The following is a 12,714-nucleotide window of genomic DNA, read 5'->3' as shown; positions in this document are numbered from 1 at the left end:
GGAATATGAATCACTTCATAAACCTGACTTACTTTAGTGTGAGACTCTTGATACTTTCGCTATCTGATCCGAGGATCAGCTCGCTGCCATCAAGCGCCCACACTTATCGGCTGTTAATTTTTAAAGAACATGTCTGCGAGAAACTTCGCGTTTCTCAGCAGCGCTGCGTTTTCAGCAGCAGAGAAGCGAGATTATGAACCGTCTTTTTCAACTCGTCAACAACTTTTTGAACTACTTCGTTGCGACGGTTGGGGTTCAACTCCTTGTGCGCTAAGGCTCGACAGCAACCTCGACCGCACTGCTTCCCTTCTTGTCTCCCGCGCTGCGTTTCCGTTAGCGCGAAAGAGGCGTGATTCTAAGCACCCGCCCCCGTCTCCGCAAGCCCTTTGTGAAAATATTTTGAAAAAGCCTCCGTGCGCTGCCGCGCACGACGCGGACTACTTATATGAATCAAGGGGAAGCTTCCATTTCATCCTATATAAATGGGACGCACTGCATCGCGTGCTTGACCGTATTCCGCATCCTCGTCTCGCGGGTCACCGGCCGCCGAACACATAAAGGGTTTCGCGCCGTCGAGTATCATGCCGCGATCGAACAACGCACTCATACCGACGATGGACAGCACCACTCAATCCGGCGACGCTGATCTCCGTGAAGAATATGCAGCGCTGCGCGAGCGCGCCGTCATGCTGGAACAAGAAGTCCCGCCGCTTCTGCAACGCATCTCGGATGTCCTTCCGCGCATCAGCGGCGAATCCGAACTCGCGGACGAGCATCGCGAACGGCTCGTCGGCGCGCGCAATGCCGCGATGGTCGCGATCGAAAACTATCAGCAGGCGATTCCGTTCCTGCAAACCGCCGACTCGATCATCGAGCAGCTGGACAAGACGCCCGAGCGCGACGAGGACATCGAGTGGCGCGAATCACTGCTGCAACGGCTCGATGAACTGATCGACGTCGCGGTCGTGATGATCGACGATGCGCAAGGTTATTTCGAGCATGCAGCCGCTTGCGATCTGTCCAGCGTGCCGAAGTCCATTCTCGAAGACTGAGCGTCGCCCGGGCGCGCGGCGTATCGACTACCCATGTCGCGTACGCCGTCTGCGTCGTGCTTGCACGGCGAACTGTCGCGCGTGCACCGCGCAACGCGGCAGTCCGCATCATCTCCCGAAAAAGCTCACCTTGCCGTAGCGGACATTCGCCGGCCGTACACGCTAGTCAAAGCGCGTCGAGAGCGATCGCCTCGCTGACGACCGGCACGCGGATATATCCGCCCTGCGCATCGCCGTATGCGTGCGCGTTTCCGTCGACCACGTATTGCGCGGTCAACGCACACAGCGTGGCGTCGCGCGCGTCGACCGATCGCAGCGTCGAGACGTCGATCCCCAGTCGTTCCAGCAGTTGCCGGCGTTGGATACGTTTCTGTTTCGCGGAAGCAATCGCCTTGCCGAGCATCGCGCAGGTGATCGCGTACGGATAAGTCTCGAAGCTCACGCGGCCGCCCGCATACCGCGCGTCGGTCAGCAGCGGATACGCATCCGCCAGCGCGCGGTAAACGCGCTCCCCCATGAACATCCAGTCGAAGAAGCCCGACGTGCTGGCAATCGCCTGCTCGCGCGACGGCGTCGGGAAACACGAGATCCGTTCGCGCGCGAGCGCCTGCTCGGCCGCCCGACGTCCGCTTCCGGTCCACCACAGGCTCGGCGCGTCCACGCCGACGGCCACGACATCATGCTCGACGCACAGCGCAGGCAGCGCCTCGGGCGCAATCTTCGCCTGTCGACACACGATCGTCGAACCACGCAGGATCACGAGATCGCATAACTTCTTGTCGCCGCCCACGTCGACGCCCGCCACCGCGGGCAGCGGCCGGGCCGTGGATCGGGATCGGACCACCGACATCGCCGCTTTCAGTGCGTCGGCCGCGCGTCGTACGCGACGTCGAAGATTCCCTCCAGGCCGGGATGCACGCCGCGCATCCGGTCGACGACGGATTTCGACCAGTCGAAGTACGCCTGCTTGCGCTCGAGCGGCCAGTCCGCGGGCGGATGCCGCGCGATGTCGCGCAGATTGCAGATCTTGTCGGCCAGCTTCACGAGCTTCGCGCGCCGGCTGATGGTCGCCGCATGCTCGACCTGCAGCCGCTTGCGCTCGTCCTTCGGCAACGACTTGTCGTCGGTGACCTCCATCACGATGTCCGCGACATCCTTGCCGAACAGCCGCAGCAGTTCCTGCTCGGTGGTCTCCGTATCCTCGATCGTGTCGTGCAACACAGCCGCGACGATCACGCGCTCGTCCTCGATGCCGGCTTCGTTGGCCAGCACGTCGGCCAGCGCGATCGGATGGTTGATGTACGGCGATGCCTCGTCGTCCTTGCGCCGCTGATTGCGATGCTTGTCCGCCGCGAACGCGATGGCAGCTACCAGCTTGTTCATATTGACCCCTCGTGTGGCCGGACCGCGGCCGGCAAAACCGGCCGCGTGCGTTTCGGAACCGCACATACTACCTGTACGCGAAGACCTTTCCCACGTCTTGGGACATCGCACCGCCCGGCGTCATGCGCCGACCGACTCGCGTTGCAGCGCGACCACGTTGACCTGCGCGCCGAACACGTCGCGCACGAGCGGCAGCAAATGGTCGTGGTGCGTCAGGAACAGCACCTGGGTGCGCGTCGACAGATCGCGCAGCGCCTCGAGCCCCGCCTTCGCGCGCGCATCGTCGAAGTTGATGAACAGATCGTCGGCGACGAACGGCAGCGCGGTCCTGCTGGCGAGCTGCAGTTCCAGCGCCGCGATCCGCAGCGCGAGAAACAACTGGTCGCGCGTGCCCTCGCTCAGGCCGGCGACCTCGACCGACGCGCCCTTCGTGCGCCGCGCGTACAGCGCGGGTGGCGTTCGCTCGGTGTCGACGGTCAGGCGCGCGAATTCGCCCAATGTGAGCGCCGCGAAGATCTCGCTCGCGCGCCGAAGCATCGGCCCCTGCTTCTGATCGCGATAGCGATCGGTCGCCCACTTCAGCAAACGACTCGCGGTGGCCGCCTCCAGATACTGCTCGGCCGCGTCGCCCATCGCCGCCAGTGCTTCCTGCCGTTTCGCCTCGGCCACGGCCGCGCTCGCATGGCCGTCGATCGCGCCGAACGCCTGTTGCACCACGACCTGTTGCTGCGCGAGCTCGTTCAACCGCTTGCCGACGTCGCCGAGCGCCTGCTTCGCCGCTTCGAGATGCACGGGCACGTCGGCAATCTCCTGCTCCGCGACCTCGACCGCGATGGCCTGCTGGGACAGCCCGTCGCCGTCGCGCACCAGCGCCTCCTTCGCGGCATCGACCGCTTGTCGAAGCTGGCGCTGCCGATCCGATCGCTCGGCAAGCGGCAACGCCGCCTCGATCGATGCGACGCCGGCCAGTTGCAGCAGCGGCTGGATGCGGGCGTCCGCGCCCGCCACCGCGGCGGCCGCATCGGCGAGCTTGCCGTCGGCCTGGCGCACGGCCTCGTCGGCACGACCGATCGCGCGCGCGGTTTCGCGCGCCGCCGCCACGCGCATCGTCAGCTTGCGTGCAACGTCCAGCCAATCGCCGCTCGTGAGCCACTCGGGTTCGAGCGCTTCGGCCAGTCGCCGGGCACCGGCCTCGAGCGCGTCCAGCTCCGCACGAATCGCGGCAATCCGGTTGCGCGGCGCATCGGCGTCCGCCAGTTCGGCCGTCACCGTGTTCGCGAGCGCGAGCGCGCTTTCCGCAGCAGCCTGCGTCATTGCGTTCGCGGACAGTTTCGCGTCGACAAGCGCGTCACGCCACTGCGCGCTCCACGCATCGTACGCGGCCTGCGCCTGGCCGGCGCGCAAACGCGCCGTCGCGCATCCGCGTTCGGCTTCGCGCGCGCGATCCTCGAGGCTGTCCTTCTGCGCGAGCGTCTTCTCGGCCGACTGCACGAAGGTCTCGGCAATGGCGATGAGCGCCGCCAGACCGTCCGCGTCACTGCCGCGCGACACCAGACGCAGCGCCGAACGCAACGCGGCTTCCGCATCGCTCCGTGCATCGCGAATCGCCGCGAATTCGCGGCGCTGGCGGTCGAGCTCCGTCTGCGCGGCGAATACCGCGTCGCGCTTCGCGAGCCAATCGCCCATCGCCGCCAGCGGCATGCCCGGGACGCCGGCCGCCGCCGCGATGTCGGACCACGCGTCGCGATGCGCGGCCAGCTCGCGTTCGCGCTCGTCCACCGCGGCCTGCCGCCGCGTCAATACGGCGCGTGCGGACTCGACCTGCTGACGCAGCGATTGCAGCGTGGCCGCCGCTTGCGTGGCGCCGAGCTGCGCATCGACGAGCTCGTCGGCCAGGCGAATCGCATCGTCGACAGCCGGTGCGCCCGTCGCGAGGTCAACCGCGCCGCTGCGAATGTCGCCCCACGCGCCATCACGACGCGCACGCGCCGCCAGCACCTCGGCGGTCGTGACGACCTTGTGGGTCTCCGCGAAATGCTTCTCCTGCAGCGCGAGCCGTTCGAGTTCTTCATGCGCACCGTCCCGTGCGTCGCGTGCAGCGGCCGCCGCGCTCGCGCGCTCGCTTGCTTCGTTGAGCAGCGCCCCGAGCCGAGCCGCCGACGGCACGTCGAGCACACGCAGCGTGTCGACCGGCTGGCGCCACTGGCCGAGCGCATCGAGGGTGTCGGCGAGCGTACGCTCGGCGCCGGCGATGTCGCGTTCGAGTGCCTGTTCGCGCTGGCCGCTCGTGCGAAAACCCTGCGCTTCGGCAAGCGCTGCACGAAGCGCTTCCGGTACCTCGATGGTCGACAGGCGCGCCAACTGCTCCTGGACCTGTGCAAGTTCCTGCGTGCGCTCGTCGAGCGATTCGCGCGCGCCGGCCAGCGCCTGATGCAGCGCGCCGTGGTCGCGCAACAGGTTTGCAACCGTCTTCAGCGACAGCGCGCTCGGCAGTGCCACGCGCAGCGACGCCTCGTCGGCCGGCCAGCCGAGCTGCGCGGCGGCAGCACCCGCCGCGGACAGATGCCGTTCGACGTCCGCGCCGAGCAGCAGCAGATCCTGTGCGTGATTCATGCACGCGCCGCGCAAACGGTCGAGCGCTTCGATGTCGCCCTCGAGCGCCAGCGCATCGGCATCCGGATCGATCGCGTCGCGCGCCTGCCGTTTCGCGAGCAGATCGGCGCGCCGTTCCTCGAGCACCTTCTGTTCGGCCGCGAGGTCGCCTTGCGCTTTCAGCAGGTCCGCATACGCGGTCGGCGGCAACTCGACGACCGCGCCCAACTCGGCCAATGCCGCTTCCTTGACCGTCAGTTCCTTCAGATACGGCGCCAGCCGCCGTACGCGCTCGAGCTTCGAGCGTAGCGCTTCGAGGCGGCGCTGCTCCGCACGCGCCTGCTCGATCTCGTGCTCGACCGCGTCGCGCGCCTCCTTGCGGTCGACCCAGTCGCGCGTGCGCACCTGGACCGCCTTCAGCTCGGCGACGGCTTCGTTGAACAACGTCTCGGCCTGTGCGAACGCGCTGCCGCTGCGGCGCGGCGCCCATAGCTCGCCCGCACGTGCATCGAGTTCCTCGCGCACGGGCCCGAGCGTGCCGACGCCCGCCGCCGACTCGAACAGCACCTGGCCGAGCTTGTCGGATGCATCGAGAATGCTCCGGCCGCCGTCGACGAGCCGCCCGTGGTCGAGCCCGAACATCTGCTCGAAGAACTCGCGTGTCGCACCGTCGAGGATCGCGGCGAGATAGTCATCCGGCAGCTTGTCGTCGGCGGGCGTGCGCAACGGGCTGCGCCCGCGGGCACGATGAAACGCGAGCGCGCCCGCGGCACCTTCCAGCACGCCGCCGATCCGCAGTTCGGGCGTCGCGTGCAGGAAGTCGAGCGGCGTCTGCAGCTTCATCCCGAACAGCAGTTCCGACACGGCCGTCCGGATCGTCGACTTGCCGGCCTCGTTCGGCCCCACGATCACGTGGAAATCCTGACCGGACGACGGGAAGCGCAGCGTCTCGTCGGTGAACTTGCCGTACTTGATCAGATCGAGCTGACTGATGCGCATCGCTTATTCTCCCCTCGCCAGCCGCGCGAGCAACGCGGGACCAACCTGCTCGACGAGCGCCGTGAGTTCGCCCGCACGCGCCATCGTCAGCAGCGGCACCTCTTCCTTCACGTCGCTGCGCACCTTGCCGACGAACGGCTTCAGATCGCGTTCGAGCACCGCGAGAAAGTCCGGATCGTGCGCTGCGTCGGCCAGGATCTGCTTCAGGTCCTCCAGCGCTTCGAGTTGCTCGGTCTCGCCCTGTGGCTGCTCGGGCGCGGACGTCGCGAGCCGGACCTTCTCCAGCCACAACCGCTCGTTGCCGATGATCCCGATCTGGTTCAGCACCTCCGCGCGCAACTGCGTCGCACGACCGAAGAAAAGGCCATGTGCGGGCGTGCGCCCGGTGACCGTCACGCGCACCGCGCGCGGCACGTGGCCATCGACCTCCAGCAGCGCCTCCAGCGACTGGCCGATCTTTCTCGACAGATCGGCGACGGTGAAGCAGTCGGACGCGTCGACCGCGACGGCTTCCCAGCGGAGCACGTCGAGGTACAGGCGCTCGACGTGCGTGCGGCCCTGCCCGAGCGTCACGAGCACCGCGCCGCGGCGGCCCGTCTCGCGGATATGGCGCCCCTGCAGATTGCCGGGAAAGACGACGGTCGACGACCCCGACCATTGCTGGAATTCGTGCACGTGGCCAAGCGCCCAGTAGTCGTAGCCCTTCGCGTGCAGCTCCGCCAGCGTGCACGGCGCGTAGTTCGCGTGGGCCGCATAGCCTTCGAGCGCCGTGTGCAGCACGCCGATGTTGTAGCAGCCCGGCACGGGATCCGGATAGGCGATCGCGAGATTGTCGACGACGGCCTTGTCCTTGAAGCTCTGTCCGTGCAGCGCGATGTCGAACTCCGGCAACCGATGGGTTTCCGGCTTCCGGTGGCCGAACACGGTGACGTTGTCGGGCAACGTCAGCTTCTTCGTCATCTCGCTTTCGGCGTCGTGATTGCCGCCGAGCACGAATGCGCGTATGCCGGCCTTGCGCAGGCGGCCCATCTGCTGGCCGAAGAAAATGCCGGTGTTGTGGTCCTTCCAGTCGCCGTCGTACAGGTCGCCGGCGATCACGAGGAACGCAACCTCCTCTTCGATCGCACGATCCACGAGTTGCCGCAGCGCCTCGCGCGACGCGTTGCGCAACTGCGCGGCCGGCGCGTCTGGGTACGCACTCAGGCCGTGCAACGGGCTGTCAAGGTGAATGTCTGCCGCGTGGATGAACTTCACGAAGATTCCTCTGTGTGATGACGAAAGGGCGATGTCGATCCGCATTGTGCGCCGTCGAACGGCGAGCGCGGCCATCGTCGCCGAGTGCATTTCGGCCGGCTGCAGGGTGCGCGGTCGCGATGCGGCAACACGCCAATGGTACCGCCCGTCATCGACGGGTCGCGATGGTACCTGAAACGATCCGACTCGATCAGCGTGGCGCACGCGCCGAGCGCAAGCACGGCTTCGCGGCGGCTTCCATCGCGCGCAGCGCCCGCTGCATTTCCACGAGACGCTTTTCGTGCACTACCGGCCCCGTGAACCGTGGCCGCCGGCACGATGCATGTGCCCGGACGAAGGACGCGGGACTGCACCGATCTCTCAGCCGACGAATTTCGCCTCCACGCCGCTGCGCACGACGAGATCGAACCGTTCCGGGCGGATATGGAACACCGTGGATTCGCACGTGCGGCCATCCGCGACGCGCGACGTGCGTCGCAGGACGAGCAGCGGCACGCACGGCGCGACCCGGAGGCGCTCGGCGACGTCCGCCGGCGAACCGACGGCCGTGACAGACAGGTCGGCGTCCACGATGCGCCAGCCGAGCAAGCCTTCCAGCACCTCGTAAGTCGACATGCGCTCGGCCTGCTCGAAAGTGACGGTTCCGGCATCGGGCAGCAGGCACGTCTGCGCGAGTGCGATCGGTTCGTCGTCGACCCAGTGCAGGCGCTCCAGATAGATGCAGCGCGTGACGTCGGCGACGAATACGTGGCGCAAGCCCGGCGGTACGTCGCACGCTTCCATGCGCAGCAATTCCATCCTCGCCCGCGCACCCTGCTCCGCGATCGAATCGTGGAGCCCGCGCAGCACGTCGAGCCGATGCCGCAGCCGCTGTTTCACGGCAAACGTGCCCTTGCCCTGCTTGCGCTCGACGATGCGCGCATCGGTCAGACGATCGAGCGCGAGCCTGACCGTCACGCGGCTTACCTGAAACCGCTCGCTCAGCTGTGCCTCGGACGGCAGCTTGCCGGTCGGCTCGTACACGCCCTGTTCGATCTCGTCGCGCAGCGTCGTCGCGATCTGCTCGTAAAGCGATGTCGTGTCGTCACGCACCAGCGTCATCGGTCGCCCCTTTCCCTGCTCGGCGCGCGCTATGCGCAGTTTTCGATATCGATATGAAAAGCAATTGGATCGCTCAACTTGTATTAATACGTATTATCACATCTCGACTGACGGTCGGGGCCGCGATTCGAGGCCCTGACGCCCGGGGAGCATACCAGTGACTGAAAACGCAATCGGCACGCCGCCGCTCGACGGCGCGCAGGCCACCCGACCGACACGGGCCGAACCGGCAGCGCCGCTGCGTGCCGATCCGCGCTCGACAGGCCGGTCGCGCGGTGCGAAGCAGCGTGCCGCGGCCGGCTTCGTCGCCGCGTGGCTGGCATTCTTCGCAATCGCCTGGTGGTTGCCTGCGCCCGCGCATCTGTCAGCCGAAGGCAAGGCGACGCTCGCAGTCGTCGCGTGGGTTGCAATCGTATGGATCACCGATGCGATTCCCGTCGGCGTCAGCGGCATCCTGCTGCCGATGCTGCTCGTGCTGTCGCACGCGAGTCCGTCCTTTCCGAAGGCGGCCAGCGGTTTCGCCGCGCCGGTCGTGTTCCTCTGCCTCGCCGCCTTCCTGTTCTCCGCGATCATGCAGGCGAGCGGACTCGATCGCCGCATCGCGCTGCTGCTCCTCGATCGACTGAAAGTGCGCACGGCCAACGGCGTGATCTGGGCAATGTTCGCCGTGAACTGCGTGATGGCGCTCGTCGTGCCGGCCGCGAACGCACGGGCCGCCACGCTGCTGCCCGTCACGAACGGCATCGTCCGGCTGTTCGGCGAATCGCCGCGCGAACGGGCCGCGCGCAAGGCGATCGTGATCCAGACGCTCGTGTATGGCGCCATGATCAGCGGCATGTGCATTCTCACGGCGCATCTGCCGAACATGGTCGTATCCGGCTTGCTCGAGAAACAGCTCGGTATCCGGATCTCGTATCTGACGTGGCTGAAGCTGCAGTGGCCGTATCTCGGGATGTTCGCGATCACGCAGTGCTGGGTGCAGTTTTATTTCCGCTCGCGTGCCGTCGCGATTCCCGGCGGCCTCGGCGCGATCGCGGCGATGCGCCGTGCGCAGCCGCCCGCGGCGCGCAACGACTGGGCCGTCCTTGCGCTGTTTGCGGCCGTCGCCGTGTTGTGGGCTACCGAGCCGCTGCATCACCTGCCGTCGGAAATCGTCGCGCTGATCGCATTGGCGCTCCTGTTCGCGCCAGGCGTGCTTCGCTTCGGCTGGGCCGAGGTCGAACAGCGGACGATCTGGGGCACGCTGTTCCTCCTGGCCGGCGCGCTGTCATTGTCTTCGGCGATCAGCGCATCGGGGCTCGCAAGCTGGGCCGCCGATCACATCTACGTCGCCGCACGCGGGCACGGCTGGTGGCTCGCGATTGCAATCGTGATGCTCGGCACGCACGTGATCCGCATCGGCATGCTGTCCAACGTCGCGGCCGTCACGATGATCGCGCCCATCGCACTCGCGCTGGCACCGCGTCTCGGGCTGCATCCGGTCGCGTTCACGATGCTCGTCAGCGACACCGACAGCTTTGCTTACCTGCTGCCCACGCAGATCACCGCCGGCGTCATCGCGTACAGCAGCGGTGCGTTCTCGACGACCGACTACGCGAAGGTCGGCGCGGTGTCGGTGCTGATCGCGATCGTCTACGGGCTCTGCGTCATCGCGCCGTGGTACGCGTACATGGGCATCCCCGTGTGGGACGCGAGCGCGCCCTGGCCGTTCGCGCATTGAAGCGCGCCGCTTTCCATCGACACTTTTCGGATTCCGCATGAACGAAGCCAACCACCCCGTCGATCCGCTCGATGCCCGTGCCGCCGCGCTGCGTGAGCGCCTCGGCCCGCACGTCGCACCTGCCGGACTGTACGAACGCCACAAGCACCTGCCATTTGCGGGGCGCGTGCAATGCAACGTCACGCGTCTTGAAGCCGGCGAGTGGAGCGAGATCGTGCTCGAGTATGAAGTCGGCTCGTCGGGCATCGCCGACGGCGGCTGGCTGAAGGCCACCTTCAAGTTCTATTCCGACTGGGCGTTGTTCCAGACGAGCGACCCGAGCGCCGCGAACTACATCAGCGCCGAATACCATGCGGCGCCGCTCGTGCCGGGCCAGAGCCCGGCCACCGTGCAGGCGCTGAATGTGCGCTTCGACCAGAAGGGGCACGAGCGGCCGTTCCAGAAGGCCGTGATCGTCGACGTCGTCGACGGCTACGTGAATGCGGGCGACCGGATCGTGATCCGCCTCGGCGACCGCCGGCGCGGCCCGGGGACGCGCGTGCAGACCTTCGCCGAGGACAACTTCCGGTTCCGGCTCTATGTCGACCCGCTCGGCACGTCGCGCTTCGTCGCGGTGCCCGGCGACGTGTCGATCGACATCCGTGCCGGCGCGCCATCCGACGTGCTGCTGAACGGCCCGCGCTTCGTGCAGCCGGGCACGCAGGCGCCGTTCCGGCTGTCGCTGCAGGACCGCTGGGGCAACGCGTGCCGCGATGTCGGCGCTCACGCACGTATCGTCGCCTACGACGCGCGCGGCGAAGCCGTCTACCGGCGCGATCATGCGCTGCCCGATTCGGGTTTTGCGAGCTGCGCGGTGGACGACCTGCCCATCGACCCGGGCACGCTGCGGATCGTGGCCGACGTACCCGCGCGGCCGGACGTGCGCGCAGCGCAAGCATGGCTCACGGTCGACCCGTCGCTGCCCGCGCCGCGCGCGCTGTATGCCGATCTCCATGTGCACGCGCACGACACGGTCGGCACCAACAGCCCCGAGTACAACGCGCGCTATGCCCGCGACATCGGCGGCATCGACGTGCTTGGCTACACCGCGAACGATTTCCAGATCACCGACGAGAACTGGCAGCTCGGCGTCGACGCCGTCGAGCGCTTCAACGAACCGGGCCGCTTCGTCGTCTATCCGGTGCAGGAATGGTGCGGCAGCTCGACCGCGGGCGGCGATCACAACGTCGTGTTCCTCGGCGACGCGCAGCCGGATTTTCCGTACAACGCGCGCGGCGAGCACAACCGCACGCTGGTATGGAACGAGGACATGAAGGGCAATGCGGTCGAACTCGGCCGCTGGCCCGTCGAGGAACTGTGGGATGCGTACGTGGGCGATGCCGCGCAGCACCTGGTGATGCCGCACGTCGGCGGCCGCCGCTACATCCCCGACTGGCACCATCCCGAGCTCGAACGGCTCGTCGAGATCGCGTCGTCGTGGGGCCATTTCGGCTGGCTGTACCAGGACGTGATCGCGCGCGGCTATCAGCTCGGCGTCGCGGCCAGCGGTGACGAGCATCGTGGCCGGCCGGGCGGCGGCGCACCCGGTGTGCAGGTGTTCGGCGTCCATGGCGGACTGACGGGCGTGCTCGCGCCAGCGCTCGATCGAAAGCGCGTCGGCGAAGCACTGCGCGCGCGCCGCACGTGGGCGACCACCGGCGAGCACAGTGCGCTGCTGGTGCGCTGCGGCGATCACTGGCAAGGCGACGCGTTTGCGCACGACGGGCCGGCGCGGCTCGACTACCGGCTGCTCGGCGAGTCGGGCTGGGAATACGTGGCCGCGTACGATCACGACGGTTTGCTATGGGAACGCAACCTGCATGAGGAGCTCGGTTATGCGGATCGCCTGATCCGCGTGCGCTGGGGTGGCGCACGCATCCGCGACCGTTACCGGTGGGCCGCGTGGCGCGGCCGAATCCGGATCGTCAACAGCACGATCCACCGTTTCGGGTCGAACGGGTTCGAGCATGTCGAGGAATCGGCGTGGCGCACCGGCGCGACCGACGTCGAATTCCGCAGCGACACCTACGGCGATGCCGACAGCATCGAGCTCGACATCGGCAATCTCGCGGCCGCGACGATCGTGGTCGAAGGCACGATCGACAGCTTCGCGAAGGTCGGCGATCCGCTGCAGCGCAATCCGTTCGTGCACGCGCCCGCGTTTCGCTTCGAAATCAGCGGCGCGGAACTGCTCGCGCGCGGAACCGCGACGCACGAACTCGGCGGCACGGAGCTGTTCGTCGCGATCGAGCGGATGACGGATCGAGCGCTGCCGATCGATCTCGCAGGCAGCATCGACGTAGCACCCGGCAACGCGCCGTTCGGGTTTCGTCCGGTCTATTTCTTCGGGCGGCAGCGCAACGACAGCAAGGTGTGGTCTTCCGCGCAGTTCATCACGTTCGGATAACGCATTTCGCCGTGCCACGACAGCGCGGAAACGCACGAAGCCGCGACGCAGGAATGCGTCGTGGCCGGACAGGCTGTCGTCGACTGCCGATCGTTGTCCAGGGATGCGTGGGATGACAGCGTCGAAAGATGCTCCGTTCGAATGCGTATCGCGGTGATGCATCCGGT

At 67.1% G+C, this 12,714-nt stretch carries 8 protein-coding genes; 3 read left to right on the top strand and 5 right to left on the bottom strand.

The genetic code is table 11. From position 1 onward, the window contains the following. The first annotated feature begins 581 nt into the window (after nt 1–581). Nucleotides 582–1,052: an ATPase gene (locus tag O1Q03_RS06840; RefSeq protein WP_269502361.1), complete on the top strand. Its 471-nt coding sequence runs from the start codon at nt 582–584 to the stop codon at nt 1,050–1,052. Nucleotides 1,053–1,218: 166 nt separating this feature from the next. On the opposite strand, the gene O1Q03_RS06835 is transcribed toward O1Q03_RS06840, so the two are convergent. The 5 genes from O1Q03_RS06835 to O1Q03_RS06815 form a co-directional block, all read right to left on the bottom strand. After that, entirely contained in the window at nt 1,219–1,902 is a 684-nt protein-coding gene (locus O1Q03_RS06835; protein ID WP_269502360.1) for a DUF429 domain-containing protein, read from the bottom strand. A gap of 8 nt (nt 1,903–1,910) precedes the next feature. After that, on the bottom strand, nt 1,911–2,435 hold the full coding sequence (locus tag O1Q03_RS06830) for an HD domain-containing protein (protein ID WP_269502359.1): 525 nt from the start codon (nt 2,433–2,435) through the stop codon (nt 1,911–1,913). A gap of 120 nt (nt 2,436–2,555) precedes the next feature. After that, a complete protein-coding gene (locus O1Q03_RS06825) occupies nt 2,556–6,026 on the bottom strand; it encodes an ATP-binding protein (RefSeq protein WP_269502358.1) in 3,471 nt (1,156 codons plus the stop codon). Nucleotides 6,027–6,029: 3 nt separating this feature from the next. Continuing rightward, nucleotides 6,030–7,280 carry a metallophosphoesterase family protein gene (locus tag O1Q03_RS06820; RefSeq protein WP_269502357.1) on the bottom strand — a complete coding sequence of 417 codons (1,251 nt, stop codon included), beginning with the start codon at nt 7,278–7,280 and terminating at the stop codon, nt 6,030–6,032. A gap of 360 nt (nt 7,281–7,640) precedes the next feature. Continuing rightward, nucleotides 7,641–8,381 (bottom strand): GntR family transcriptional regulator, encoded by a 741-nt coding sequence (locus O1Q03_RS06815; RefSeq protein ID WP_269502356.1) that lies wholly within the window; start codon nt 8,379–8,381, stop codon nt 7,641–7,643. 157 nt (nt 8,382–8,538) lie between these two features. Between O1Q03_RS06815 and O1Q03_RS06810 the strand changes: the two genes are divergently transcribed. After that, nucleotides 8,539–10,101 carry an SLC13 family permease gene (locus O1Q03_RS06810; RefSeq protein WP_269502355.1) on the top strand — a complete coding sequence of 521 codons (1,563 nt, stop codon included), beginning with the start codon at nt 8,539–8,541 and terminating at the stop codon, nt 10,099–10,101. Nucleotides 10,102–10,138: 37 nt separating this feature from the next. Continuing rightward, entirely contained in the window at nt 10,139–12,547 is a 2,409-nt protein-coding gene (locus tag O1Q03_RS06805; RefSeq protein ID WP_269502354.1) for a hypothetical protein, read from the top strand. Nucleotides 12,548–12,714 lie beyond the last annotated feature (167 nt).

The sequence above is a fragment of the Burkholderia sp. IMCC1007 genome (genome assembly GCF_027257875.1).
In the GTDB taxonomy this organism is placed as follows: domain Bacteria; phylum Pseudomonadota; class Gammaproteobacteria; order Burkholderiales; family Burkholderiaceae; genus Burkholderia.
This window is presented reverse-complemented; position numbering and strand designations above follow the sequence as displayed.

Excerpts from the sequence above, each read along its gene's own strand:
- O1Q03_RS06835 (WP_269502360.1), bottom strand. The coding sequence starts at position 1,902 with ATGTCGGTGGTCCGATCCCGATCCACGGCCCGGCCGCTGCCCGCGGTG.
- O1Q03_RS06840 (WP_269502361.1), top strand. The coding sequence starts at position 582 with ATGCCGCGATCGAACAACGCACTCATACCGACGATGGACAGCACCACT.
- O1Q03_RS06830 (WP_269502359.1), bottom strand. The coding sequence starts at position 2,435 with ATGAACAAGCTGGTAGCTGCCATCGCGTTCGCGGCGGACAAGCATCGC.
- O1Q03_RS06805 (WP_269502354.1), top strand. The coding sequence starts at position 10,139 with ATGAACGAAGCCAACCACCCCGTCGATCCGCTCGATGCCCGTGCCGCC.
- O1Q03_RS06825 (WP_269502358.1), bottom strand. The coding sequence starts at position 6,026 with ATGCGCATCAGTCAGCTCGATCTGATCAAGTACGGCAAGTTCACCGAC.
- O1Q03_RS06815 (WP_269502356.1), bottom strand. The coding sequence starts at position 8,381 with ATGACGCTGGTGCGTGACGACACGACATCGCTTTACGAGCAGATCGCG.